The following is a 22204-nucleotide window of genomic DNA, read 5'->3' on the forward strand; positions in this document are numbered from 1 at the left end:
GAGGAATGCTACGTAAAACCGAGACGCCGGCAAGAAATAGAGCAAACAACAACGTCCTCGGATCTACTGACTAGAGGGGGGCCGCATGGCCCTTTTTTTGTCTCTGGAGGCAGAACGAATGAGCCGAAGGGCGCGACAACTGATTGATTTGCTTGAGCCTACGGTAGAAGCCTTAGGGTATGAGCTTGTTGATCTAGAGTTTAATAGCAGCGCGCGCCACGGATTGTTGCGGTTGTATATCGATGGCCCGGAGGGCATCACGCTCGACGATTGTCAGGCGGTGAGCCACCAGGTCAGCGGTGTGTTGGATGTGGAAGATCCGATCAAAACTGAGTATGACCTGGAAGTGTCGTCGCCGGGCCTTGATCGCATCTTGCGCACGCTGGCGCACTACGAACAGTTTTTGGGCTTTGCCGTCAATGTGCGGCTGAAGCGGCCCGAGCAGAATCGGCGCAAAGTCAGTGGCGTGTTGCATGCCACCGATGAATCATCGATCACGCTCGAGGTGGATGGCGAGACAATGGTGTTTCGTCGCGACAATATTGAGAAAACCCGGCTGGTGCCGGTGTATGACGCATAACGCAATGGTGTTGGCATGAACAAAGAAATCCTGTTAGTCGCAGACGCAGTATCGAATGAGAAAGGCGTCGACAAGGAGATCATTTTCGAGGCAATCGAAATGGCGTTGGCTTCGGCTACGCGCAAACGGCACGGCGAGGACATCGACGTGCGTGTGGCGATCGATCGCGAAACAGGCGGCTACGAAACTTTCCGCCGCTGGCTGGTGTTTGCCGATGACTCCACCGAGCTCGAAACGCCCGACCGTGAGCTACGGCTTGAGGACGCGGTGGAGTACAACGCCGACACGGCGCCTGGCGAATATGTCGAAGAACCCATGGAATCGGTGGAGTTTGGTCGCATCGCGGCGCAAACCGCCAAACAGGTCATCGTTCAGAAAGTGCGCGAGGCAGAACGTGCGCAAGTCGTTGAGTTATTCAAAGACCGCGAAGGCGAGCTGTTGAGTGGTATTGTCAAACGCGTCGATCGCAACGGTGCCTACATTGATCTTGGCGGAAACGCCGAGGGATTTATTCCGCGCGAAAATCTGATTCCGCGTGAAGCCATTCGCACCAACGATCGTGTTAAAGGTCTGCTGCGTGAGGTGCGATCGGAGATTCGCGGTCCGCAGCTGTTCATGACGCGCACATCGCCGGAGTTCTTGGTTGAGCTCTTTAAGATCGAAGTGCCCGAAGTGGGGCAAGGCTTAATCGATATTTTGGGCGCGGCACGTGATCCTGGCAATCGTGCCAAGATTGCCGTGCGCACCAATGATAATCGTATCGATCCGGTGGGCGCGTGCGTGGGTATGCGAGGTTCTCGAGTTCAGGCGGTATCTAATGAGTTGGCCGGCGAGCGAGTAGACATCATCCTCTGGGACGAAAACCCCGCTCAGTTTGTGATTAATGCCATGTCTCCGGCCGAAGTGTTATCGATCGTTATGGACGAAGAAAAACACTCGATGGACATTGCGGTGGAAGAAGATCGCCTCTCGCTTGCGATCGGCAAGGGCGGCCAGAATATCCGTTTGGCCAGTGATCTCACGCAATGGGACCTTAAAGTCATGACTGAGGCCGACGCGGAAGAAAAATCCGAATCGGAGATGCAAGCGCTGGTTGAACTGTTCACAAAGCGTTTGGATGTGGACGAAGAGGTTGCCGCTATTCTTGTTCAAGAAGGCTTTTCGAGCATTGAGGAAGTGGCCTATGTGCCGACGGCCGAGCTGGTTTCGATTGAGGAATTTGACGAAGACATTGTCAATGAGCTTCGAAGTCGCGCTCGTGATGTGTTGCTGACTCAAGCGATTGTGAGTGAAGAGCAGATCGGCGATGCGCAGCCTGCGAGCGATTTGCTAGAGCTCGAAGGCATGGACGACGCGTTGGCTTACGTATTGGCAAGTAAAGGGGTGGTGACGCGCGAAGATCTCGCCGAACAAGCTGTGGACGATCTTGAAGACGTGGAATCGCTAACCCCCGAACGCGCAGCTGAACTAATTATGGCTGCACGCGCACACTGGTTTGAGGACGTCGAATAGTCGACGTGGAGTAGATTATGGCTGATGTAACGGTCACACAATTTGCGGATGTACTGAAGGTGTCGGTCGACAAGCTGCTCGAGCAGATGGCCGAAGCGGGGATCTCCGTGGACGGCGCCCAAGACACCATCAGCGAAGACGACAAAATGCAGCTTCTGACGCATTTGCGTAAGTCCCATGGTCGCAAGGGAGAGAGCGCTGCGCCGAAGAAAATCACGCTCAAGCGCAAGCAGCAAAGCGAACTCAAATTGTCGGGTGGGCAGGGGCGCGCCCGAACGGTCAATGTAGAGGTTCGCCGTAAGCGCACGTACATCAACCGTGGTGTGCTGGAAGAAGAAGCGAAGGCCAAGCAAGAAGAGCTCGACGCAGAGAGACAGAAGCAAAGCGACGCGGCCAATGCCGAAAAAGAAGCGAAAGAGCAGCGCCACCGCGAGGCCGAAGAGCGACGCCTAGCCGAAGAGCAGCGTTTGGAGCGTGAGCGTACTGAGCGCGCGGAACGCGCGGAACGCGAAGCGCGTAGCAAAGCTGAGGCCGAAGAGCGGCGTCGTGTTGAAGAAGAACGACGCAAGCAGCAAGACGCACAACGCAAGGCGCGTAAAACCGAAGACCGCAATACCAAGTACGGCCGCAAGGAATTGCATGTTGCGCGGGACAAGAGCGGTCGTCGCCGGCCGAAGAAGCCGGTGCGTCGTCGTCCGATTGCCGTTAGCGCCGAATCACAAAGTTTCGAACGACCCACGGCGCCCGTTGTGCGTGAGGTGCAGTTGGGCGAGACCATTACGGTCGCCGAACTCGCTCAAAAAATGGCAGTAAAAGCGAACGAAGTGATTAAAACCATGATGGGCATGGGCGCGATGGTTACCATTAACCAGGTGATCGATCAGGATACCGCACAGCTTGTCGTTGAGGAGATGGGCCACACGGTGTCGATCGTGAGCGACAACGTGCTGGAAGACCAGGTTGTTGAAGCCAGCCAGGCGGTGGGCGATGAAGTTGAGCGCGCGCCGGTGGTGACGGTGATGGGTCACGTAGACCACGGTAAGACATCGCTGCTTGACTATATTCGACGCGCCAAAGTGGCCGACGGCGAAGCGGGGGGTATCACGCAGCATATTGGTGCCTACCGCGTAAAAACCAGCAAGGGCGATATTGCCTTTTTGGATACGCCCGGACACGAAGCGTTTACGGCCATGCGCGCGCGCGGCGCCCAGGTAACGGACTTGGTTATCTTGGTTGTGGCAGGCGATGACGGAGTAAAACCGCAGACTATTGAGGCGATCAAACACTCCAAAGCGGCCGGCGTGCCGGTGATTGTCGCCGTCAACAAAATGGATCGCGAAGAATCTGACATGGAGCGAGTTAAAAACGAGATGTCGCAACATGAGGTGATCCCGGAAGATTGGGGTGGCGACACCATGTTTGTGCCCGTCTCGGCTAAAACGGGTCAGGGCATTGATGATTTGTTAGAGAACATTTCATTGCAGGCGGAACTATTGGAACTAACGGCCACTGCCGACGGTCCGGCGGCGGGTGTTGTGCTCGAATCGTCACTTGAAAAAGGGCGCGGGGCCGTAGCCACCGTACTCGTCAGCCGCGGCATGCTCAAAGTGGGCGACACGCTACTTGCCGGAACCGAATTTGGTCGTGTGCGTGCGATGTTTGATGAGTTGGGTAAGCCGATCAAAGAGGCCGGCCCGTCCACGCCGGCGGTTGTGCTTGGGTTATCGGGCACACCCAATGCGGGTGATGACATCTTGACGCTGGCCGACGACCGCAAGGCACGCGAAGTGGCACAACATCGTCAAGATAAAATGCGTGACCAGAAACTGGCCAAGCAAAGCGCATCGCGCCTTGAAGATGTGTTCTCGCAGATGACACAGGGCGAACGTGAGAGCGTCAACCTGGTCATTAAGGCGGACGTACAGGGCAGTGCGGAGGCCTTGCGCGATGCACTGATGCGGCTCTCGCAGGAAGATGTTGAAGTGAAGGTGGTACTCAGCGCTGTCGGTGGGATCACGGAGTCTGATGTCAATCTCGCGGCTGCGTCGAATGCGATCATTATTGGTTTCAATACGCGTGCCGATACTGCTGCGCGCACAGTGATCAAAGAATCGGGTGTTGATCTTCATTACTACAGCATCATTTATGAAGCGATCGATGAAGTGAAACGAGCCATCAGCGGTAAGATGGCGCCCGAGATCAAGGAACAAATTGTCGGTTTGGCCGAGGTTAAAGAGGTGTTTTCATCGCCGAAACTTGGACAGGTGGCGGGATGTATCGTGTCTGAAGGCTATGTGCGCCGCAGCTTTCCGATTCGAGTGTTGCGCGACAACGTGGTGATTTATGAAGGCGAACTGGAGTCGCTGCGCCGCTTTAAAGATAACGTCAACGAAGTACGTTCGGGCACCGAATGCGGTATCGGCGTGAAGAACTACAACGATGTGCGCGTGAACGATCAAATCGAGTGTTTCGAACGCATCGAGGTCGCGCGCGAAATTTAGACGCGGCGTTTGGCATGCCCAAAGAGTTTCATCGCAGCGAACGTGTTTCCGAGCTTCTCCATCGCATGGTGAGCGAGGTCGTGCGCGATGAGGTTCACGACCCGCGCGTCAAGCTGGTTACGATCACTGATCTTCAGCTCAGTCGCGACCTAACCGTGGCAAAAATCTACTTTACGTCGCTTGACGATACGGCGGATCTGGATGAGTTGGCCGATGTGCTGCAAAAGGCCGCTGGTTTTATCCGCAGTCGGGTTGGGCGAGAGATACGGTTGCGCACCACTCCCGAGCTACGCTTTTTCAAGGACGATATCGAACTGCGCGGCCGCGCGATGAGCGCAATGATCGACCGGGCGGTATCTCAGGACGATGCGCGTCGGCCTTCTGGCTCAGACGACGAGTCGATCGACTAAGTACAGGACCGTCTCATGGGGCGTCGCAAAGGGCGTAGTGTCAACGGTATTTTGCTACTCGACAAGCCGAGTGGTCTGACCTCGAACCGGGCGCTTCAACGAGCCAAAAGCCTTCTTTTCGCCAGTAAAGCCGGCCACACAGGTAGTTTGGATCCGTTGGCGAGTGGCTTATTGCCCCTGTGCTTTGGCCACGCCACAAAAGTCTCCGGTTACCTACTCAACGCTCACAAAACCTATGAAGTAAAGGCTGCGTTTGGCACGCGAACCGATACCGCCGACGCCGAGGGTGAGGCGGTAGAGACCAGTGATGCACGACCAACGATGGATCAGATCGATGCCGTCTTGCCACAGTTCTTAGGCCCTCAACAACAGATCCCACCCATGTATTCGGCGCTCAAACATGAGGGTCGGCGTCTGTATAAGCTCGCTCGCGAGGGCAAAGTGGTCGAGCGACCTCCTCGAGCGATCACCGTGCTCTCGCTAGAGCGATTATCGTCGACCGAGGGCCAGATGGCGCTTCGCGTGCAGTGCTCCAAGGGCACGTATATTCGCACGCTGGTTGAGGATATTGCCGAGGCGCTGGGCGCGCTGGCCCATGTCATCGTCCTGCGCCGTACGGCCGCTGGCCCGTTCTCGGCCGCGGAACTGGTGACGCTCGAGCAAATCGAGACGGTGGTAGATGAACACGGGCCTGAGAGCGCGGACCAGTGGCTTTTGCCCATTGATCGGGCACTGCAGGATTGGCCGCGCGTTCAGCTGGATTCGGATACCGGGTTTTATTTGTTAAACGGGCAGTCGGTGCAGGCCCCCGATGCGCCGTCACGCGGGGATGTCCGCGTTTACGTTGAGGGTAAGGGCTTTGTTGGCCTTGGGAAAATGCTGCCGGATGGGCGGGTGGCACCACGGAAGCTTTTCCACTAAATACGCCCTCAAAAAGGCCAAATATTTGCTCGAATTTTGCCCAAAATGGCTTGTTACCACAGGGTGGCTGCGGGTACAATGCGCGCTGCCAAAAAGGGTTTAAATAGAGAGATTTAGAGGAAAGACCGACATGCCGCTTTCAACCGAGCAAAAAGTAGGAATCATCGAAAAGCATTCACGTGGCACCGCCGATACCGGCAGTCCCGAAGTGCAAGTGGCGCTGCTGTCAGCCCGTATCAACGGACTGACCTCGCACTTTGCCCACAATAAAAAAGACCACCATTCTCGACGTGGCCTTCTTAAAATGGTTAACCAGCGCCGCAAGTTGCTGGACTACCTCAAAAAGAAAGATCTTAAACGCTACCAGGACCTCATTAAGGAACTGGGCTTGCGCCGATAATTCTCCTCGACAGCAGCGTGTTGAAAAACGTTCAGGGGAGAATCGCGCATGACGCTAAGCGTTGTGTCGATTCTAAACCAAGTTATTAGCCAATAGCGTCATCGCGGTCGGTAGAGACGGTGATGACTGAGCTTTATTCAACATGCTGCTCGTCCGGGTACTTTAATCCATCGTTACAAACCAAGGGGTTTAGGGGCGGTTAGTTGTGACTATTCATAAGCAAGAATTCATGTACGGTGACCAGAAGGTCACGATCGAAACGGGCGAGATTGCCCGTCAAGCTAGTGGTGCGGTGGTGGTGTCGGTTGGCGACACGGCGCTGCTCGTTACCGCAGTCGGTAGACGCGAAGCTGATCCAGGTCGATCGTTCTTCCCGCTGACCGTGAACTATCAAGAGAAAACGTATGCCGCCGGTAAAATACCAGGTGGCTTTTTTAAACGCGAAGGACGGCCATCGGAAAAGGAGACGCTGATCTCGCGCCTCATCGACCGACCCATACGACCGTTGTTTCCAAAAGGGTTTAAAAACGAAGTACAAGTGATTGCGACCGTCATGTCGCTCGATCCCGAAGTGGACGCTGATATTCCGGCGATGATTGGGTGCTCGGCGGCACTGGCTATTTCTGGTATGCCGTTTGCAGGTCCAATTTCTGCTGCTCGAGTGGGCTATAAAGACGGTGACTATGCACTCAACCCAACGCGCACGTGGCTGGCAGATTCCGATCTTGATTTGGTGGTTGCCGGCACCGAAGGCGCTGTGCTGATGGTCGAGTCCGAGGCAAACATTTTGTCTGAAGACGTTATGCTGGGTGCCGTGGTTTACGGTCACGAGCAGATGCAGGTAGCGATTGCGAACATTAACGAATTGGTGGCTAAAGTCGGTACGGAGTCTTGGGGCTGGGAAGCACCAGAAGAAAATACGGCGCTCAAGGAATTAGTGGCAGCCAAGGCCACCGAAGGCCTGTCCGCCGCCTACGACATCTCTGAAAAGATGGCGCGTCAGGACAAAGTCCATGAAACCAAGGCGGCCGTGATGGACGCGTTGGCCGGTGGCGATGAGCCAGAGTACAGCGCCGACGAAGTAGGCGGCATGCTCAAGTCGTTGGAAAGCGACATTGTTCGAAACCGCGTGTTGGACGGACAGCCTCGGATTGATGGTCGCGACACGACCACCGTTCGGCCGATTAATGTTCGTGTTGGCGTACTGCCGCGAACACATGGCTCGGCACTATTTACCCGCGGCGAGACGCAGGCGATTGTTGCCACCACGCTCGGTACCGGTCGAGATGCGCAGATTATTGATGCATTGGAAGGCGAGTACAAAGAGCCCTTTATGCTTCATTATAACTTTCCGCCGTTTTGTGTCGGGGAGACCGGTTTTATGTCTGGGCCGAAGCGTCGCGAAATTGGCCACGGCAAACTAGCCAAGCGCGGCATTGCTGCGGTCATGCCGGATATGGAAGCGTTTCCCTATGTGATTCGGGTGGTGTCTGAAATCACTGAATCGAACGGTTCAAGTTCTATGGCGTCGGTTTGTGGTACAAGTTTGGCGCTAATGGATGCGGGTGTGCCGACCAAAGCGCCGGTGGCCGGCGTGGCAATGGGCTTGGTGAAAGATGGCGATCGGCATCAAGTGCTGACAGACATCTTGGGCGATGAAGACCACCTGGGCGACATGGACTTTAAAGTAGCCGGTACGGACGACGGTATTACCGCACTTCAGATGGACATTAAGATTCAAGGTATCACCCAGGACATCATGTCTACCGCATTGGCCCAGTCACGGGACGCTCGTCTGCATATTCTTGACAATATGAAGCAGGTTATCGCTGAGCCTCGCGCTGAAATGTCAGATTGGGCACCCACCATTATCTCGATGAAGATCGATCCTGAGAAGATTCGGGATGTGATCGGTAAAGGGGGTGCGGTGATTCGCGCCATCACCGAAGAGACGGGTGCAACGATCGACATTGATAACGACGGTACGGTTCGAATAGCGTCTGTTGAGGGCGCGTCAGGTCGAGAGGCGGAACGCCGCATTAAGCTCATCACAGCGGAAGTCGAAGTGGGTAAGATCTACGATGGCAAAGTCGCTCGTCTAATGGACTTTGGTGCGTTCGTGACGATCTTACCGGGCAAAGACGGTTTGGTGCACATTTCGCAGATTTCCGAAGAGCGCGTCGAGAAGGTCAGCGACAAACTCGCTGAAGGCGACGAGATTAAAGTGAAAGTGCTTGAGGTGGATCGTCAAGGTCGAATTCGGTTGAGTATGAGAAACCTCGACGCCGAGGAATGATCAGCATCGCGCTGACTGTTTGCCACGAGCGTTGATCGTTGTGGTGATGCTCAAGCAGGCGATGCCGTCTGTCTTGGAAAAAAAAACCGGGCTTCGCCCGGTTTTTTTATGGTTGGTCAACGGAAGAATCAGTCGCGTTCGTCCCGCTTGCGCTCGGATTCTTGCGGACCGGTGAAGGTCTTGAGGAGTTCTTCTTGAGCCGATTTCCAAAACGACAAATTTTTCTTGGCGATATCGGTCACAACACTGATCGGGTCGACGCCAACGACGTTTTTGAGTCGGGAGCGTATCTGTTGCTGCTGTCCCATGAAGAGTTTGAGGCTCTGTTCCATATAGCTGCTGACCATGCCTTGCATGTTGCCACCATAGGAGCGAATAATTTGGGACAGAAAATCGCGGCTGAATATGGGCTCCCCGCTGGCTTCTTGTTCGCTGATCACCTGCAGCAAAATGCTGTGCGTGATGTCTGCCTGGGACTTTTTGTCTATGACGACAAAATCGACCTTTTCGAGCACGAGGTTTCGAATGTCGGCAAGTGTGATGTAACGGCTTTCTTCGGTGTCGTACAAGCGTCGGTTTGGATATTTTTTAATAATTCGTGATTCGCTCATAAACTTTGAACCCTGTGAATAGAGGCGATGAGAATGCTGCACTCTGCGGTGTTGGTCAGACCGCACTGCGACAATTTGTGTAATGGAGGTAGTGTAACTGGCGGCGATGTTGCTTTGCAATTTGTACCGCTATTGACTCATTCTAATGTGACTTTTTCTTTTCCAGACAATTGATTAGGTTCCCAGTGCTCAATTGCATAAGACCAGATATCACGCACTGCAGCGCGCCGCAGCGCGGAGGGAATGCCGAGCCCTAGAAGTGCCAATGCGTCGCACAAATGCTGCGCTGCTCGACGCGTTTGAAGTGACGGCGCCGCCGTTTGTTTGGAGAGCTTTTCGCCTGACGAATTCACGATGACAGGGATATGCATCCAGTCGGGTTGCGTCTCACTGAGGTGTCGACGCAGTACGATTTGTCCGGCGGTTTCGTGCAACAAATCGATCCCTCTCACCACTTCGGTAATGCCCTGATCGAGGTCGTCAACCGTGACCGCAAGCTGATAGCTGGGTAAATCGTCTTTTCGCCAAATTACAAAATCGCCTTGGTCGCGACCAAACGTAATGCATTGTTCACCTTGTAGCGCATCCGAGAAAAACAGCGTATCGGTGCCGGCGTTAAGCCGATGATTGCACGATTCATCGGGGTTCGGTGGTTGGCCAAGGCAGGTGCCCGGATACACCGACTCGGGGCCATTTTGAGCGGCGATCGCTTGTTGAATGTCGCGTCGACTGCAGCGGCAGCGATAGGCGGTTTGTTGTTGGTTTAGTGCATCGACCACACTGCGATAGCGTTCGATCCTGTCACGTTGGTAGACAACCGAGCCGTGCCATTCGAACCCGACGGCCTCTAATGTGTGTAGAAAGGAATCGGATGCACCCGGCATCTCGCGGGGTGGGTCGATATTCTCAATGCGGAGTAGCCACTCACCTTGGGCTTGGCGCGCGCGAAGATAGCTGGCGCAGGCGGCCAGCAGTGAACCCATGTGCAAAGGCCCGGTGGGTGAAGGGGCAAACCGGCCCCGGTACGGCGTTGTTGGAGCAACAGTTGCGGCGGACACCAGCGGCGGGTGAGTGCGTGCTTAGCCGCCGAGTTGGCGCTCGCGAATCTCGTCGAGGGTTTTGCAATCGATGCACAACGTGGCAGTCGGTCGCGCCTCGAGCCGTCGAATGCTAATTTCGATACCGCATGCTTCGCAGTAACCGTAGTCGCCGGTGCCGACCATTGCGAGGGCCTCATCAATTTTCTTGATTAGTTTGCGTTCGCGATCGCGTGTACGAAGTTCGAGACTGAACTCACTTTCTTGTGTCGCACGATCGTTAGGGTCGGGGAAATTGGCGGCCTCATCTTTCATGTGGTGCACGGTACGATCGACTTCTTCCATCAGCTCGGTCTTCCACGCACGCAGAATCGTGCGGAAATGATCACGCTGTTTGTTGTTCATGAAGTCTTCGTTACGCGCTGCCTGGTAAGGCTTCACTTTGGCAGGCGCGAGCAATGCGGCACCGGTAGTGCGACGAGCCGCTGGCTTTTTGGCGGCTGGTTTCTTTGCTACGGTTTTCTTTGCCACGGTTTTCTTTGCCACCGCTTTCTTGGTAGCGGCCTTCTTCGCCGTGGTCTTTTTAGTCGCTGTTTTCTTGGCAGTCGCTTTTTTGGCCGTGGCCTTTTTTTCAACGACCTTTTTCTTTGTCACTTTTTTCTTAGCAGTTTTCTTTGCTACTTTCTTGGTCGTTTTTTTCGCGGTGGCTTTCTTGGCGGTGGTCTTTTTCGCCGCGACTTTTTTGGTCGTTTTCTTCTTGGTCGTCTTCTTGGCTACTTTCTTTTTCGTCGCCATTTTCCACCCCTTCCTAAGGTCTGCCGTGCCGGAAAAACGCTCAATTATATAGCGATATTTCCAAATGTATACAACAATTTTCGGTCAAAAATGAGGGGCAAAAGAATGCGAAAAAAGCTAATAAAATCAGCGAAGTTGGACTGGGTCTGGCGGTGTCCAGTCGGGGTGCTGCTGGCTGGCCACCACGGTGGTGTAGATGCCGCCCCGAACATAGAACTCAGCGGTCAGTCGCATGAACTTCGGTGCGCACGCGGCGGCCAAGTCGTTGAGGATCTGGTTGGTCACTGCCTCGTGAAACGCGCCCTCGTCTCGGTAGCTCCACAGATAAAGCTTTAGGGATTTCAGCTCGATACAAAGTTTATCGGGAACATACTCTAAGTGGAGCGTGGCGAAGTCGGGTTGCCCTGTTTTCGGACACACGCAAGTGAACTCCGGAATTCGCATTCGGATGGTATAATCACGCTCGTCTGAAGGGTTCGGAAACGTCTCGAGTTCCCGAGAGGGTGGTGCTGTTCCGCCGGCACCTAACGCTTCACCTGGAAAGATAGTCACGACTGTTTTGCCTCCGCGCGTCGACACAATTCGACGCGAATTTCTGATGACAGGAATAAGGCGATTACTTTACACTACAGCGATTGTTTCGACCACGATCTGGAACCTGTTTAATGCGATTGAGCAAGATAAAGCTCGCCGGCTTCAAGACGTTCGTTGATCCCACCACTGTCACTCTACCCAGCAATCTGGTCGGCGTTGTCGGCCCAAACGGGTGTGGCAAATCAAACGTTATCGATGCGGTGCGTTGGGTGATGGGTGAGAGCTCGGCGAAAAACCTCCGAGGCGACGCGATTACCGACGTCATATTCAATGGCTCGAGTTCTCGTAAGCCTGTCGGGTCCGCAACGATTGAATTGGTGTTTGATAACGCCGACGGCAAAATTGGTGGGCAGTACGCAGGTTATGCGGAAGTGTCGATCAAGCGCACCATGAGCCGTGACGGTACGTCGACGTATTTTCTGAACAATACGCGCTGCCGCCGCAAGGACATTACGCACGTGTTCCTGGGAACGGGGTTAGGTCCGCGCAGCTATTCGATTATCGAACAGGGCATGATCTCTCGCTTTGTCGAGGCGAAGCCCGACGATATGCGTGTGTATTTAGAAGAAGCGGCGGGCATTTCCAAATATAAAGATCGCCGTCGTGAAACCAACAATCGCATCCGTCATACGCGCGACAACCTCGATCGATTAAATGATCTTCGAGAGGAAGTCGATAAGCAGCTTAAACACCTTCAGCGCCAAGCCAATGTCGCTGAAAAGTATAAAACCTTCCAAGAGGAGGCGCGCTTACTCGAGGCGGAACTTCTGGCCCTGCGTTATGCGGAAATGGAAGATCGCCGTACGGCTGAAGCGAAGCTGACTCATGAAAAAGAAATGGCGCTGGAAGCGGCCGTGGCCGAACTGCGGTCGGTCGAAGCGGAAATCGAAAAGCTGCGAAGCGAAAGCGGTGAACAAGGCGATGCATTCAATGCCGTGCAGGAACGCTATTATAAAGTAGGCTCAGAAATAGCTCGACTCGAGCAAGACATCCAGCACGCGAAGGATCTCAAGCATCGCCAGCAACAGGATGTGGACAAGTCTGAGCAGGGCATCAAAGAATTTGAGGTCGAGATTCAGAGCGACGAAGAACAGCTCAAAGAGCTGGCCACCGATCTGGCTGCGATGGAGCCTGAGTGGGAACGTCTAACTCAGCTTAGCCAAACATCGGAAGCGAGCTGGCGCGATGCCGAATCGCGTATGAACACCTGGCAAGCACAATGGCAATCTGTCAGCGCAGAAAACAGCGAGGCGGTGCAACGCACGCGTGTGGAAAGCACGCGTATCGAACAGATGGATCAGCAGCTTAAAGGACTGGTCTCGCGGCAGGAGCGGGTGTCGATCGAACGCGCCGCGTTGTCGGTGGCCGACATTGTTGCCGAACTGAGTTCGTTGGATGGCAACGAAAGTGGTCTCAAAGTCAGCCTCACGCAGGCGCAAGAAGCATTGCACGTCAGCAGCGAACACATACAAAAGACACGCGAACGCGATGTAGCGCTCACCCGAGAGCTTGACGAGACGCGTGCCACACTTCAGCAGCACAAAGGTCGTCTAGCATCACTCGAGGCACTGCAGCAGGCTGCACTCGGTGGTGGTGAAGGCAAGGTTAGTCGCTGGCTCGAGAGCCAGCGACTCGACGCGCAGCCGCGTGTGGCACAAGAATTGAGCGTCGAGCCCGGATGGGAGTTGGCGGTTGAGACGGTTCTGGGTGATTACCTCGAGGCGGTTTGTGTCGATGGCATGGACAGCGTGGCAGCGGTGATCGGCAACGTTGAAGACCTAAACGTGCAGTTTGTTGATCGACATCAAGCCGTCGAGACAAAGCCCGATAGCCTCGCGCAGAAAGTCCGCGTGGGTACCGGTGTCGAGGCGCTGTTGTCGTCGGTCCGAGTCGCTCGTGATTTAAGCGACGCCTTGTCGCTCCGCGACCGTCTGACGACCGGTGAGTCGGTGGTGACACCCGACGGTATTTGGCTGACTCGACATTGGTTGCGTGTGAACCGTCAGAAGGACGCCGGGGCCGGTGTGCTGGCTCGAGAAACAGAGCTGCGGGAGGTACGCGCTACGCTTGAGGAGCTTCAACGTAAAGCGCAGCAGCTTGAAGAACAACATGAGCACGCGCGGAGTGAGCTTAAGCGGTTGGACAGCGAGCGTGACGAGCGCCAGCACGCCGTGAATAGCATTCACCGCGAACATGTCGACCTTGTCGCGCAAATCGACGCCCGCCGCTCACGGCTTGATGACATGAATGCGCGCATTGAAGCGTTGGATGTTGACGCGACGGATCTGGCGGAGTCGATCACCACGATTGATGGGCGCATTATCGAATCACGAGCGGCATTGGATACCGCCGACGCCGCGTTAAGTGAGTCAGAGGATCGTTTGCAGCGGTTAAAAGCACAGGAAAGTGGTGTTCGAGAGGAGCTGGATAGCACCCGCTCAAGTTACGAGCGCGATCGGACGGCGGCGCACAACATCGAGGTTAAAGTTGAGTCACGTCGCAGTACCCGCGATTCAGCGCAAGAGAACCTGCGGCGACTGCGTGAGCAGTTGGCGCGTTTGACCGAGCGACGCACGGAACTCATGCAGCAGCTTGCAGAGGGTGAGGCTCCCATGGCGACGCAACAAGAATCGCTCAATGGGCTACTTGAAAAGCGGTTAGAAGTTGAAAGCGAGTTGGGCGAGGTACGCAAAACACTTGAAGCGACGAACCAATCACTGCGCGAAACCGAGCAAAAACGACAGCATCGCGAACAAGACGTGACCGAGCGTCGTGAAGCGGTACAGCAAGTGCGCATTTCTGCTCAGGAGATCAAAGTTCGGCGCGACACAATCGCCGAGCGGTTTGCTGAAACAGGGCGTGATATGGCCGAGGTACGGTCTGGACTGCCCGAAGAGGCCGAACCGGAAGTATGGCAAGAAAAGACTGAAAAGATGGCCAAAAAAATTGCGCGTCTCGGTGCCATAAACCTGGCGGCCATCGATGAATTCAAAGAGCAGTCGGAGCGCAAAGAATACTTGGACGCGCAGCACGCCGATCTAGTTGAGGCTCTCGACATTCTTGAAGCGGCGATTCGCAAGATCGATGTTGAGACCCGCACACGTTTCAAAGAAACCTTCGATAAGGTGAATGATGGCTTCAAGAAGCTGTTTCCAAAATTGTTCGGTGGCGGACACGCCTATCTAGAATTGAATGACTCGGATTTGCTGACGGCGGGCGTGACGGTCATGGCGCAACCCCCGGGGAAACGCAACGCCAGTATCCATTTGCTGTCGGGTGGTGAGAAAGCGCTCACCGCGGTGTCGTTGGTTTTCTCGATTTTCGAGCTGAACCCCGCACCGTTTTGCATGCTCGATGAGGTGGACGCGCCACTTGATGATGCCAATGTTGCACGGTTTTGTAACATTCTGCGCGAGATGCAGGACAAAGTGCAGTTCATTTTCATCACACACAACAAGACCACGATTGCATTGGCCGAACAGCTTATCGGTGTAACGATGCAAGAAGCGGGCGTATCTCGCCCGGTCGCGGTGGATGTGGCGGAAGCCGTGGAGATGGCTCAGGCGGTGTAACGCAGTCCGACATGTGATGTCGTTGCGTTACACAAACAATGAGTTGTCAGTCTTTTAACGACGCGCGGTCGGCGGCGTTACGGTAGCCGGACATCAACTGTTCGGTCTAACGATTCGAGAGCGGGTTAGTGGCGTCGAGTATGGATGTGTTAGCGGTGATTAACCAAAGTCATGATACGACTTCTGTGCAACACGCGTCATATTCACTTCCAATGTAAGGCAATGGTCTGATATGAACGAGCTTCGCTGGATTCTTCTTGGCATAGGATTAGTGATCCTGGCGTTGATCTATCTATTTGGCCGAAAAAATCAGGATGAGGAGCCGTTCGAGAACGATTTGGTGCGGCATGAGCCTACGCTTGATCAGTCGTCGGGCGATGAGATTAAACCGTCAGTCCCTGTATATTCTGAACCCGATCCGGTGCCAGAGCAGGATGAGGGCGTTTACGACACGCCATCATTAGATGAGGTACTAGATGAAGCCTCGCGTCCATCGCCCACTCTGGTTGATGACGGTGTGATCACGCCGTCCGCGTCGGAAGAAATGCCATCCGAGGACGCACTGCCAGAACCCGAACGCGAGCCGGAGCCGCTGCCCGACAAAGTTATTGCGTTACACCTTATTCCAAAGACCGAGGCGATGTTTGATGGCGTTGAGTTTGTTGGGGCGCTTCAGGCAGAGGGCCTGGAATATGGCCAGTTTGATATCTTTCACCGCTATGCAGAGGACGAGGGTGGACGTCCACAGTCTCAGTTTAGTTTGGCCAACATGATCAAACCGGGCACCTTCAGTCTTGAAAATCTCGACACGCAACATTTTAAAGGTGCCAGTCTTTTCTTGGTGTTGCCGGGGCCTGAGGACGCGGTAGCGGCATTCGCGGATATGGTGGCGACGGGTCGCCGATTGGCGGCGACGCTTGGCGGGCAACTGCTCGATTCTCAAGGCACTGTTCTCAGCCGGCAAAGTGCGAGTCACCTTCGCGAAGACATCATTAATTACCAGCACGGCCTCTCCGCCGAACCCGTCGAGTAATGCTGGTGCCGCACACTTGTCAATGCGGTTAACCACAGACGCACCATGACCGTATCCGCTGCCGTTCGACGACAAGCCAAGCGTCTGCGCGAACAACTTGATCGTGCAAATCATCAATACCACGTACTAGACGATCCCGATCTGCCGGATGTGGAGTACGACCGTCTGTTTCACGAGTTGGTTGCACTTGAGGCAAAATACCCCGAGCTGATTGATGCCCAGTCACCTACGCAGCGAGTGGGGGGGGCGCCCGTCGATGGGTTCGAACAGGTTACGCATCGAGTTCCGATGCTGTCATTGGGTAACGCATTTAGCGATGAAGATGTGCATGACTTCGAGCACCGATTAATTGAACGGCTCAAAAAAGACCATGAGGCACCGTCCGACATTGAATTTGCTGCCGAGCCCAAACTCGACGGTCTGGCCGTCAGCTTACGCTATGAGAATAAACAATTTGTACAGGCCGCCACGCGAGGTGACGGTCAAACCGGTGAGGACATCACGCACAATATCCGCACGCTGAAGTCCGTTCCACTGCAATTGCCGGACAATACGCCTAATGAACTCGAGGTGCGTGGCGAAGTGTATATGCCGTTGGCCGGTTTCGAAGAAATGAACACTCGGCTCTTAAAAGATGATCAAAAGCCCTTTAAAAACCCTCGTAACGCCGCAGCGGGCAGCTTACGCCAGCTAGATCCTCGCGAAACCGCCAAGCGTCCGCTAACGATTTACGTCTATTCAGTTGGTGATGTCGCCGGATGGACCATGCCGGACAAACACAGCGACGTGCTCAAGCAGCTGTCAGAATGGGGATTCCGGGTGTGCCCGGAGAATCAAGTTGTCCAAGGTGCGGAGGGGTGTTTAGCCTTTCACGCCTCGATCTTAGCTCGACGCTCGACGCTGCCTTACGAAATCGATGGCGTTGTGTACAAGGTTAATCACTTGACGCTGCAAGAGACACTCGGATTCGTATCGCGTGCTCCGCGTTGGGCGGTGGCCCACAAGTTTCCCGCTCAGGAAGAGGTAACCACCGTGCTGGATGTCGAGTTTCAGGTAGGTCGCACCGGTGCGCTAACGCCCGTTGCGAGACTCGACCCCGTGTTTGTTGGCGGCGTTACGGTCAGCAATGCGACCTTGCACAATATGGATGAAGTGGCGCGCAAAGATGTGCGAATTGGTGACACCGTGATTGTTCGTCGTGCAGGCGATGTGATACCCGAAGTCGTCTCAGTTGTCGCCAGTAAACGACCTAAGAAAACCCAAGCGATCGTCATGCCTGAGCGATGTCCGGAATGTCAGTCGCCGGTGAATCGCGAAGAGGGTGAAGCGGTCTACCGCTGCACGGGTGGTCCCCAAGTATGTCCAGCGCAGTTTAAACAGGGGTTATGGCATTTTGGCTCTCGTCGTGCGCTTGATATTGACGGATTGGGTGACAAATTAGTCGACGCGCTGGTCGATCACCAATTCGTTACCTCTATTGATGGCCTCTTCAAACTGGAGCAAGGCCAGCTAGTCAGTCTTGATCGAATGGGGGAAAAATCAGCGCGGAAGTTGCTCGAGAGTATCGAAAAGAGCAAGAACACAACGCTGGCTCGTTTCCTATTTGGGCTCGGTATTCGTGAAGTAGGGGAGAGTACTGCTGCGGCCTTGGCCGATCACTTTGGCGATCTTGATCGCATCATGTCGGCTACAGAAGAGGCACTGATTGAGGTGCCGGATGTCGGCCCCATCGTTGCCCAACGTGTCCGACACTTTTTCGATGCGGACGCCAATGTTGCGCTTGTTAAAGAGCTCATTCGATTGGGCATGAAGTGGCCTGACCCTCAGCGCTCAACGCCAGCCAATGACAATACGGCCATCAGTGGCAAAACGTTTGTCATTACCGGTACCCTCAAAGAAATGAAGCGCGACGAAGCCAAAGCCAGAATCCTAGCCGCAGGCGGTAAAGTAACTGGAAGTGTCAGCAAAAACACCGATTTTCTCGTAGCTGGCGAAAAAGCAGGTTCCAAACTCGCCAAAGCGGAAAAACTCGGCACCATTATTCTGTCTGAAACAGAGTTATTGGATTTGCTGTATTCGTAATCTCAAACAAAACTAAATTTTCGTTTAATTTCTTAATGGGGCAAGTAAATGGGCTTGAAGCGTGAAATAGTCTCGGTAAAGGCTTGCTATATGATGATTCAACCAGTGATAAAGATTCTATTGAAACTTGGAGTATCCTTCAAAACATTTACTTCAATCGCGCAAAAAGTATATATCGACTGTGTGCTTGATGATGAAAACAATAAAGTTAGTGTTTCTGCAATTGCTGCAATGACGGGAATATCAAGAAAGAAGGTCGGAGACTTTATCGATATAGAAACGAGCGATCTATCAGAGCCGACGGACAAACTAGCAGTAGCGGTTGTAATTGACAACTGGTGGGAGCATCTCGATGAAAAAGGCGAGCCGTTACATTTGCCGATTGTTTCTGAGAGTGGTCTTGATGTAAAGACACTAATAGCAGGTGCAAAAGTTGATCTTCCATTCTCTACGGTTGTTAAATTAATAAAAAAATCGGAGCAGATTGAGATCGATGATAAAGGGTTCTTCTACCCTATCTCTCGAGAGAATGTCGATGCGCAGAAAACGACTAGTGGATCAATATTAGACTGCGCTGCTAGCGTTCATGGATATGCCGATACAATTTACAAAAATTTGTTTCCAGAGTGTTCGGAAAGAAAAGACAAGCTTTTTGAAAGAAGGGCGCGTGTTCCTCATATGTCTAAAGAAGAGTTCGCAAAATTCCAGTCTTTCTGCACCTTAAAACTTCCAGAGCTTGTTATTCAGTTTAACGAGTGGCTAGACGAAAACGTTGGGGACTGTAAGATCTCTGCCTCGCCCAATCAGGGATTCACCGGCGTGGGGATTTATGCATTCGACTATACTGAAATTAGAATCTAAACCTTCTACGACCTGTAGTAGAAAGAAAATGGCCGATCACTTATGATCGGCCATTTTCGCATAGCTTGAGAGTTGAAGAGCGCGAGAACGCTATCTATCAACCAGCCCGCTTCCTCCGCTCAAGCTGCGGATGCCAGAGCCGCCGCTCATGCTTTGCGTTCCGCTTCCGCCGCTCATACTGGCTATGCCAGAGCCGCCGCTTAGGCTATTAATCCCGGAACCACCACTTATTCGATCAACGCCAGACCCACCTGACAAGCTCAAGACTCCAGAACCACCGCTCAAGCTTTCGATTCCGCTGCCACCACTCAGGCTTGTAACCCCTGAGCCACCGCTGAGGCTCTTGACTCCAGAACCTGAACTTAGTGCTTTTACGCCAGATCCTCCGCTCAGGCTTTTGGTGCCTGAACCTGCGCTCAAGGCTTTTACGCCTGAACCTCCACTGAGACTTCTTACACCAGATCCAGAACTTAGAGCCAATACGCCGGTGTCACCTGAAATAGCTTTCAGCTGATGTCCAGATACTGCCGCTCCGGAAACTCGATTTTGTACAGCACCAACCTGGCTAGAAGTTGGGTCAGCTGCGTTAGTAGTGACTATCAGCCCTACAGAAAGAACACTTAATAGATACTTCGCTTTTAAATACATGGATATCCCCCAAAAAAAGCTCCCTCTGAATTTCTATTCCTTTTCGATGTACATGTAGACTTCGACGCCAACCTTAATTTCGGCTTTGTTTTGTTCGTCTAGGTCAACACCCTCATTTGCGGTTAAAAACTGTTCAATCGTTTCAATAAAGCGCTGACCCTTGTCTCTCATCAGCAAATTGAAATCGTCTAGAACTTTTGTATTAACCCCGATTTCTGTAAATACGTTTCTTTCGAACCTTTTAGGTTCATTGGTTGTTTCACTCATAAGGTTGTGATCCAGAGTCTCGGCAAGGCTTCCAATAATGGTTGCCAAGCGAGCCACAAATTGCGGATCTAGCCTCGATGTAACGTGCGTCCTTGTAAGTGCTCTTAAAGTCTTGTCTGGCAGTTCTTCAACAGCCTCAGACCTTAAAAGCTCGTCCAGCATCGCTCGCGGGGACATGTCCCCGCTGTAGCGCCTTACCAATTCCGAAAAGCTCGGCGTTTTTCCCTGCGGACTATCGAAATAGAGCTCGTGGGGCAGTCCATAAGGTCCCGTGAACTCCGGATCAACATGCCAACCGTTTAGAACCCGCATAACGCGGTTGGGGTCTCCGCTTGAATTTTGTTCGCCTGATTCGAGCCTCTCTAACTGCCGCTTAACTTCCTTCCGCGTCAGTCCTGTCAAAATCGCAATCCGCGTACCCGATGGATTGCGTCCGTCGATGGGGAAATCGTCATGAGCGATTTCCACAAAAACGCCCTTTAATTCATCTGCGAACTCGTCAAATGAAATTCCGTTTCTGATAAGGATCCGAACTAGCGGTCCCATGAAGCGACGATATGCCGCTAGCAGTCCCTGTTTTACGTCCGCATCGTTTGATTCTGTCTGGCTGTTCGTGGCCAATTTTCTTGTTTTTTCCGAATGCGTCGTTGAATTCACATAATAGTAATGGGAAATATATCCCATTGATAAATAACGTCAAGGGATAAATTTCCCTACCCGATATTTAAGCTAACGAGTTATTCGTAAATGGCCGTGAAATATGGGGAATCCGGATGCGAACTGTCCCCAAAAATGGGCCGGAGATTTCAGCATTATGGGGTAACTATGTCAAATTTAAATTAGTAACAATCGTTAGTGCGTTGATTGGAAACGTAATTAAAATTCGTTTAACACTGCGTTGGATTATGTTACGCGGTGTGGAACCGAAAGAGGATTAGGACTAACCCTTATTTGGTTAATCGTTTCTGAAGAATTGCAACGATCGCAAGATAAGAATGGTTCGCACCCGAATTTAGGGTATTTACACGCAATGTGCGCAAATAAAAAAAGCCGGCATCCTTGCCGGCTTGAGTTCGCCTCATCGTTTGGGGGATTCTGAGGTTTATGAGCCTGTCTGGGTACAAAGAGCAGGCTCAGGTGTATTTATACGCAACCTTGCCTTAACCCTCTGTGAACCAGTTCACGAATCCTCAAATGATATAATTACTCTTTAAGTATCAATTACTTATGGGCAGTAAAAATTTCACTATCCCAGGGTTTATACGGGCTTTTTACGTCCGTTTATCGACAATTTGCGCTTTTGCTTTGACTGATTCGAGGAAGTCATTGACCTGATCTGTCGCTAATTGCTCGCGTAATTTATCGCTGACCGACTCAAAGGGTACTGCCCGTGTGTCTTCGACCAAGATGACGTGCCAACCAAACTGCGTTTGAACGGGAGTTTTACCGTAGTTACCGGGTTCGATACCAGGAAGAGCGTCACCAAATGGCTTGACCATTTGAGCGGCGGGAAACCAGCCTAGGTCGCCACCGCGTGAGGCGGAGGGGCCGGTAGAAAATTCTTCGGCTAGTGTGGCGAAATCAGCGCCGGCGTCGAGCTGATTAATGAGATCCACAGCCTCTGACTCTTCTTTAACTAGTATGTGTCGTGCTTTGAATTCATTATCATTTTCACTTGTTTCAAACGCTGCCTGAACCTGTTCATCGGTAATCGGGTTATCTTCGCGAAATTGCTGCATGACGCGTTGGGCCATAAGGCTCATGCCCTGCATTTTTATGCGCATGCTGATGTCGGGATCTTGGTCGATTCCTTGCCGCTTCGCTTCCTCAACCATGGCGTAGAGCTGAGTGAGGTCATTGAGAATGAGTTCGTTTTCATCGTCGGTCGTTTCTCGATCGCCGAAACGCGCCTTGCGGTAGAAATCCATCATCTCGTCATAGATGGGCTGTCCGTCAACGGTCGCAATCACGGTGCCGGTAGGGGCGGGTACGTTGTCGTCGCTCTTATCGCCGGTCGGCGCACAAGCGATCGCCATGAGGCCGAGCAGCAGGATAGAAATGTGTTTCATGAGTGGTCTCTCTTT

At 53.2% G+C, this 22204-nt stretch carries 17 protein-coding genes; 11 read left to right on the forward strand and 6 right to left on the reverse strand.

The features are described 5' to 3' along the window. The first annotated feature begins 118 nt into the window (after positions 1–118). The 7 genes from rimP to pnp all read left to right on the forward strand — a co-directional run bounded on the left by rimP (position 119) and on the right by pnp (position 8620). Positions 119–580: a ribosome maturation factor RimP gene (gene rimP / locus AAF465_13250; GenBank protein ID MEM7083690.1), complete on the forward strand. Its 462-nt coding sequence runs from the start codon at positions 119–121 to the stop codon at positions 578–580. Between the two features lie 15 nt (positions 581–595). Further along, positions 596–2092 (forward strand): transcription termination factor NusA, encoded by a 1497-nt coding sequence (gene nusA, locus AAF465_13255; protein ID MEM7083691.1) that lies wholly within the window; start codon positions 596–598, stop codon positions 2090–2092. Positions 2093–2109: 17 nt separating this feature from the next. Continuing rightward, positions 2110–4593, forward strand: a complete 2484-nt coding sequence (gene infB, locus AAF465_13260; protein ID MEM7083692.1) for a translation initiation factor IF-2 — start codon at positions 2110–2112, stop codon at positions 4591–4593. 14 nt (positions 4594–4607) lie between these two features. Further along, the gene (rbfA, locus tag AAF465_13265) at positions 4608–5003 is read left to right on the forward strand and encodes a 30S ribosome-binding factor RbfA (protein MEM7083693.1); all 396 of its coding nucleotides are present in this window, start codon (positions 4608–4610) and stop codon (positions 5001–5003) included. A 15-nt stretch (positions 5004–5018) separates the two neighbouring features. Further along, on the forward strand, positions 5019–5924 hold the full coding sequence (gene truB, locus AAF465_13270; protein MEM7083694.1) for a tRNA pseudouridine(55) synthase TruB: 906 nt from the start codon (positions 5019–5021) through the stop codon (positions 5922–5924). Positions 5925–6054: 130 nt separating this feature from the next. Then, entirely contained in the window at positions 6055–6324 is a 270-nt protein-coding gene (gene rpsO / locus AAF465_13275) for a 30S ribosomal protein S15 (GenBank protein ID MEM7083695.1), read from the forward strand. A 205-nt stretch (positions 6325–6529) separates the two neighbouring features. After that, positions 6530–8620, forward strand: a complete 2091-nt coding sequence (gene pnp, locus AAF465_13280) for a polyribonucleotide nucleotidyltransferase (GenBank protein ID MEM7083696.1) — start codon at positions 6530–6532, stop codon at positions 8618–8620. 128 nt (positions 8621–8748) lie between these two features. Here the strand turns inward: pnp and phaR are convergent, their stop codons facing one another. The 4 genes from phaR to queF form a co-directional block, all read right to left on the reverse strand. Continuing rightward, positions 8749–9231: a polyhydroxyalkanoate synthesis repressor PhaR gene (gene phaR / locus AAF465_13285; protein MEM7083697.1), complete on the reverse strand. Its 483-nt coding sequence runs from the start codon at positions 9229–9231 to the stop codon at positions 8749–8751. Positions 9232–9368: 137 nt separating this feature from the next. Further along, positions 9369–10289, reverse strand: a complete 921-nt coding sequence (gene gluQRS, locus AAF465_13290; protein MEM7083698.1) for a tRNA glutamyl-Q(34) synthetase GluQRS — start codon at positions 10287–10289, stop codon at positions 9369–9371. 21 nt (positions 10290–10310) lie between these two features. Further along, on the reverse strand, positions 10311–11063 hold the full coding sequence (gene dksA, locus AAF465_13295; protein MEM7083699.1) for an RNA polymerase-binding protein DksA: 753 nt from the start codon (positions 11061–11063) through the stop codon (positions 10311–10313). A 126-nt stretch (positions 11064–11189) separates the two neighbouring features. After that, a complete protein-coding gene (queF, locus tag AAF465_13300; protein MEM7083700.1) occupies positions 11190–11615 on the reverse strand; it encodes a preQ(1) synthase in 426 nt (141 codons plus the stop codon). A 113-nt stretch (positions 11616–11728) separates the two neighbouring features. Between queF and smc the strand changes: the two genes are divergently transcribed. The 4 genes from smc (at position 11729) to AAF465_13320 (ending at position 19205) form a co-directional block, all read left to right on the forward strand. After that, entirely contained in the window at positions 11729–15229 is a 3501-nt protein-coding gene (gene smc / locus AAF465_13305; GenBank protein MEM7083701.1) for a chromosome segregation protein SMC, read from the forward strand. 232 nt (positions 15230–15461) lie between these two features. Further along, complete coding sequence (gene zipA, locus AAF465_13310; protein ID MEM7083702.1) at positions 15462–16262, forward strand: cell division protein ZipA; 801 nt, start codon at positions 15462–15464, stop codon at positions 16260–16262. Between the two features lie 45 nt (positions 16263–16307). Next, positions 16308–18344 (forward strand): NAD-dependent DNA ligase LigA, encoded by a 2037-nt coding sequence (gene ligA, locus AAF465_13315; GenBank protein ID MEM7083703.1) that lies wholly within the window; start codon positions 16308–16310, stop codon positions 18342–18344. A gap of 48 nt (positions 18345–18392) precedes the next feature. Beyond that, positions 18393–19205, forward strand: coding sequence for a DUF6502 family protein (locus tag AAF465_13320; GenBank protein ID MEM7083704.1), 813 nt, complete (start codon positions 18393–18395; stop codon positions 19203–19205). A gap of 681 nt (positions 19206–19886) precedes the next feature. Here AAF465_13320 and AAF465_13325 read toward each other — a convergent pair. After that, positions 19887–20804, reverse strand: a complete 918-nt coding sequence (locus AAF465_13325) for a DUF6502 family protein (GenBank protein ID MEM7083705.1) — start codon at positions 20802–20804, stop codon at positions 19887–19889. Between the two features lie 587 nt (positions 20805–21391). Next, positions 21392–22189: a peptidylprolyl isomerase gene (locus AAF465_13330; protein MEM7083706.1), complete on the reverse strand. Its 798-nt coding sequence runs from the start codon at positions 22187–22189 to the stop codon at positions 21392–21394. Positions 22190–22204: the final 15 nt, after the last annotated feature.

The sequence above is a fragment of the Pseudomonadota bacterium genome (genome assembly GCA_039028935.1).
Lineage (GTDB): Bacteria > Pseudomonadota > Gammaproteobacteria > Steroidobacterales > SZUA-146 > SZUA-146.

What these genes read in the sequence shown, in the direction of transcription:
- infB (MEM7083692.1), top strand. Translation starts at nt 2,110, where the DNA reads ATGGCTGATGTAACGGTCACACAATTTGCGGATGTACTGAAGGTGTCG.
- AAF465_13325 (MEM7083705.1), bottom strand. Translation starts at nt 20,804, where the DNA reads ATGGGATATATTTCCCATTACTATTATGTGAATTCAACGACGCATTCG.
- ligA (MEM7083703.1), top strand. Translation starts at nt 16,308, where the DNA reads ATGACCGTATCCGCTGCCGTTCGACGACAAGCCAAGCGTCTGCGCGAA.
- dksA (MEM7083699.1), bottom strand. Translation starts at nt 11,063, where the DNA reads ATGGCGACGAAAAAGAAAGTAGCCAAGAAGACGACCAAGAAGAAAACG.
- AAF465_13320 (MEM7083704.1), top strand. Translation starts at nt 18,393, where the DNA reads ATGGGCTTGAAGCGTGAAATAGTCTCGGTAAAGGCTTGCTATATGATG.
- rbfA (MEM7083693.1), top strand. Translation starts at nt 4,608, where the DNA reads ATGCCCAAAGAGTTTCATCGCAGCGAACGTGTTTCCGAGCTTCTCCAT.
- phaR (MEM7083697.1), bottom strand. Translation starts at nt 9,231, where the DNA reads ATGAGCGAATCACGAATTATTAAAAAATATCCAAACCGACGCTTGTAC.
- truB (MEM7083694.1), top strand. Translation starts at nt 5,019, where the DNA reads ATGGGGCGTCGCAAAGGGCGTAGTGTCAACGGTATTTTGCTACTCGAC.
- AAF465_13330 (MEM7083706.1), bottom strand. Translation starts at nt 22,189, where the DNA reads ATGAAACACATTTCTATCCTGCTGCTCGGCCTCATGGCGATCGCTTGT.
- smc (MEM7083701.1), top strand. Translation starts at nt 11,729, where the DNA reads ATGCGATTGAGCAAGATAAAGCTCGCCGGCTTCAAGACGTTCGTTGAT.
- rpsO (MEM7083695.1), top strand. Translation starts at nt 6,055, where the DNA reads ATGCCGCTTTCAACCGAGCAAAAAGTAGGAATCATCGAAAAGCATTCA.
- nusA (MEM7083691.1), top strand. Translation starts at nt 596, where the DNA reads ATGAACAAAGAAATCCTGTTAGTCGCAGACGCAGTATCGAATGAGAAA.
- rimP (MEM7083690.1), top strand. Translation starts at nt 119, where the DNA reads ATGAGCCGAAGGGCGCGACAACTGATTGATTTGCTTGAGCCTACGGTA.
- zipA (MEM7083702.1), top strand. Translation starts at nt 15,462, where the DNA reads ATGAACGAGCTTCGCTGGATTCTTCTTGGCATAGGATTAGTGATCCTG.